The sequence below is a fragment of the Shigella sp. FC1967 genome, assembly GCF_001743005.1.
Lineage (GTDB): Bacteria > Pseudomonadota > Gammaproteobacteria > Enterobacterales > Enterobacteriaceae > Proteus.
In genome coordinates this window covers 1-4,123 of the sequence record NZ_MIIZ01000726.1, presented here as the reverse complement: position 1 = coordinate 4,123, position 4,123 = coordinate 1, and the positions used below count along the sequence as shown (strand labels likewise).

3 protein-coding genes are annotated in these 4,123 nt (G+C 36.6%); 2 read left to right on the top strand and 1 reads right to left on the bottom strand.

What is annotated here, in order from left to right:
• Window positions 1-281: 281 nt before the first annotated feature.
• Together BHE89_RS11225 and BHE89_RS11220 are read left to right on the top strand one after the other, a co-directional pair.
• Complete coding sequence (locus BHE89_RS11225; protein ID WP_069367122.1) at window positions 282-1,316, top strand: isoaspartyl peptidase/L-asparaginase family protein; 1,035 nt, start codon at window positions 282-284, stop codon at window positions 1,314-1,316.
• A gap of 339 nt (window positions 1,317-1,655) precedes the next feature.
• A complete protein-coding gene (locus tag BHE89_RS11220; RefSeq protein WP_286146077.1) occupies window positions 1,656-2,735 on the top strand; it encodes a tyrosine-type recombinase/integrase in 1,080 nt (359 codons plus the stop codon).
• Between the two features lie 24 nt (window positions 2,736-2,759).
• Here BHE89_RS11220 and BHE89_RS11215 read toward each other — a convergent pair.
• The coding region (locus tag BHE89_RS11215; RefSeq protein ID WP_128860482.1) for an AMP nucleosidase at window positions 2,760-4,123 on the bottom strand (1,364 nt) is incomplete at its 5' end.

Below are 4,123 nucleotides of genomic sequence, written 5' to 3'. Positions count from 1 at the left end.
CGTTTTATATTTATTCTCTTCATTAAATCAAAAAATATTTAAAATATGCAATATATTGATTTTATTTAAAAATAATAAAAATAAGCGATTATATGATGAAGATCGACAAATTAAAAAGAAAGTTGAGTGTTCAGACCACTTATACCGTAAACTTTTTATATAGTGATTATTGCAGTTAGTTATCAAAGTACGTTGATGTAATTAATTAGAATTTCAGATCAAGATCCTAACATCCACATGATGATACCACGTCAATTTTAATTAAAAACGAGAAAGATTATATGAATAATATTAAATATAAACTTGCCACAATGACACTTTGTACCCTGTTTGCTAGCTCTGTTTTTGCAAATACCGAAGCCCCTATTCGTCTTGTTATTCATGGTGGTGCAGGCACAATCACTAAAGACACCATTACGCCAGAACAAGAAAAAGAATATAAAGAAAAACTAACCGAAGCATTAAATGCTGGATATGCTGTTTTAAATAGTGGCGGCACCAGCATCGAAGCTGTTCAAAAATCCATTAATGTCATGGAAGATTCCCCCTTATTTAATGCAGGGAAAGGGGCCGTTTTCACCCATGATGGCCGTAATGAACTTGATGCTTCTATTATGGATGGTAAAACCCGTAAAGCTGGCGCTGTTGCGGGTGTAACTACAGTTAAAAATCCAATTAATGCGGCCATTGCCGTGATGGAAAAAAGCCCACATGTTATGATGGTTTCTAACGGTGCTGATCTTTTTGCTAAAGAACAAGGGCTTACTATCGTTGATCCGTCCTATTTTAGAACTGAACATCGTTGGCAACAACTTCAAAAAGCCATAGAAAAAGAACAAGTCGTTTTAGATCATGATGGTAAAACAGCGGCTCTTTTTGTTGATCCGATGATGTATGATTATAAATATGGCACTGTTGGTGCAGTTGCTCTTGACCAACATGGAAACTTGGCAGCGGGAACCTCTACGGGAGGAATGACAAATAAGCGTTATGGTCGAGTCGGTGATTCCCCTATTATTGGTGCAGGTAATTATGCTGATAATGAAACTGTTGCGGTATCAGCAACAGGATCGGGTGAAATGTTTATTAGAACCTTAACTGCCTTCAATATCGCAGCTCAAGTTAAATATAAAAATTTACCTTTAGAAGAAGCGGCTCAAAATGCACTTGATGAAGTTAAAGCGATTAATGGTAGTGGCGGTGTTATCGTATTAGATAAGACAGGTAACTACACAATGAGTTTTAATTCTGAAGGTATGTACCGTGGCACAATTGGTAATGATGGAAAACCCGTTGTCGCAATTTATAAAGAGTAATTTAACTACCCCTTGATGATTTCGCACCCAATTTTTACCCGTTTCACCGCAATTTTTAAGCGGATAAAAGGTGAAAATCGTGGGTGCGAAAACGATATAAGCGCCTTTTTCCTCTTCTTAGTCCCTACTCTTTTTCTTAATCCTATCTGCCACTTTTTTCCCTTAACTTAATGAGTCTGTTATTTACCCTAAAAACGCTCACTTAGCCCTCATTATGACGATAAAATAAACAAGATCATTTCTACTTATTAAAATGATCCTTTGAAAAAGTAGCTTTTTTCTTTTTTAGATCTGTTAGAATATTCATCATGGTTATGTTGGTTTAATAAGGAAATCACAGTGGAATTTCACCACGACGATCAGGAGCTTCCGCCTGAAAAATCACTTGTATTGTCTGAAAAACACACATTATTGGATCTAAATGCAACATTTACCTCACCCGCTCATACCAATCCCGCATTAGCCTATTTGATGAGTTTAGGGTCAAAACGTAGCCGTCAAACAATGGGATCTTTTTTAACTATTGTGGCTAAGATGATCGGTTTTTCTTCTCTAAAAAATTGCCAATGGGGAGCACTTCGCCGTCATCATATTCAAGCTATTATTGATATGTTATCTGATGCCAATAAAGCCCCCGCGACTATCAATACATATCTTGCCGCATTAAAAGGTGTTGCTTTAGAAGCTTGGGCAATGAAACAAATGGATACTGAAAGTTATCAGCATATCCGCCAAGTTAAATCGGTAAGAGGAAGTCGATTACCCAAAGGTCGCGCACTAACCAGTAATGAAATTCGTGCTTTATTTAGAAGTTGTGAAAAAGACAATTCATCGAAAGGTTTAAGAGATGCCGCAATATTAAGTGTGTTATTAGGGTGTGGATTACGTCGTTCAGAAATAGTGGCACTTAATTACGAGCATATCCAATTTCGCGATCAAGCTTTTCTTGTTAGAGGTAAAGGTAATAAAGAACGAATGTCTTATATGCCTGATGATACTTGGGATCGTGTTCAATTATGGATTGATGAAATAAGGGGCACACAAGATGGCCCTCTTTTCACTCGCATTCGTCGGTTTGATGATGTCACCGATGAGCGGATCACCGATCAGGCCATTTACTATATTTTAGAAACTCGGCAAAAAGAAAGTGGTATTGATAAATTTGCTCCTCATGATCTAAGAAGAACATTTGCATCTGCTATGCTTGATAATGGTGAAGATATTGTCACTGTAAAAGATGCGATGGGACATGCCAGTATTATGACGACTCAACGTTATGATAGACGTGGAGATGATCGTTTAAGAAAAGCAGCGAGACATTTGCGTTTTTTAAATTTTATTTATAAATACCCTATTATAAAAAATATCTATTTGATAATACGTCTTAAAATCCCCAATTATCGGATTGTTGTCCAATAATTAGGGATTTTTATTGCTTACCTTTTATCTGAACGGTGGCTCATTAAATGTCCTTAATTTACGGGAGTGTAAATTACTCTCTTCTTGTTTAAGTAATTCAATAGCTTGAATACCAATTTGTAAATGCTCTGATACCGCCCCTTCATAAAAATGATTAGCCTGACCGGGTAATTTAATTTCACCATGCAATGGTTTATCTGATACACACAATAAAGTGCCATAAGGAACACGAAAACGATAACCTTGTGCGGCAATTGTGGCACTTTCCATATCAACAGCGACAGCACGACTTAAGTTAAATCGTCTCGCTGAAACCGAAAAACGTAATTCCCAGTTACGATCATCTGTTGTAACAACAGTCCCTGTTCTTAATCTTTGTTTTACTTCATGCCCAGGTTTACCGCTGATCATTTTCGTCGCATCATAAAGTGCACGTTGTACTTCAGCAATATTTGGGATAGGAATATCAGGAGGTAAAACGTCATCTAAAATATGATCATCACGTAAATAAGCATGAGCTAAAACATAATCACCAAGTTGTTGGCTTTCTCGTAACCCGCCACAATGACCAATCATTAACCAAACATGAGGACGTAAAACGGCTAAGTGATCACAAATTGTTTTCGCATTTGAAGGACCAACGCCAATATTCACTAATGTTATTCCGGGACCTTCTTTAGCAATTAAATGATAGGCGGGCATCTGATATTTCTTCCAAGTTAAATCCGATATTAACTTTTCAGGATCAACGGTTTCTGCTGTAATTCGCTGAAACCCAGCACAAGAAAGTGCACAATATGGACTATTTTTATCAGCAACTTGATCGCAAGCCCAACGAACGAACTCATCAACATAACGATTATAATTTGTGTATAAAATATAGGGCTGAACATCTTCAGGTAATGTACCTGTGTAATGTTTTAAACGTGCCAATGAAAAATCAGTACGTAATGCATCAAAATGAGAAAGTGGTAATATTTCCCTATTACAACTTACACCATCGGTAATTTCATCACCGATTTTAGATAAATCAGTGGTTGGAAAATATTTTGCTAAAGAGGCACTCATCTTTCTATCAAAACCAATGCCTGTTCCATCAATCACAAAAGGATAAGGAATTTCTTGTTTTGAAGCGGTCACTTCAAAAGTGGCATGGTAAGCATCAGCAATAAGTTGTAGTTGTTCTGACAGATAATTTTCAAATAAAGCTGGATTAGTGATCGTGGTAGAATAATTACCTGATTTTGATAATCGACCATAAGCGCGTGTTTTATCTTCTGTTTTAACTTCACCTGACCAATATACCGTTAATTGAGGATAAGCAAATAATCCTTCCGCTCTCTGTTTTACATCAGGTAACTTTCCATCTTGAGCATAATCAATAATGG

Excerpts from the sequence above, each read along its gene's own strand:
- BHE89_RS11225 (WP_069367122.1), top strand. The coding sequence starts at position 282 with ATGAATAATATTAAATATAAACTTGCCACAATGACACTTTGTACCCTG.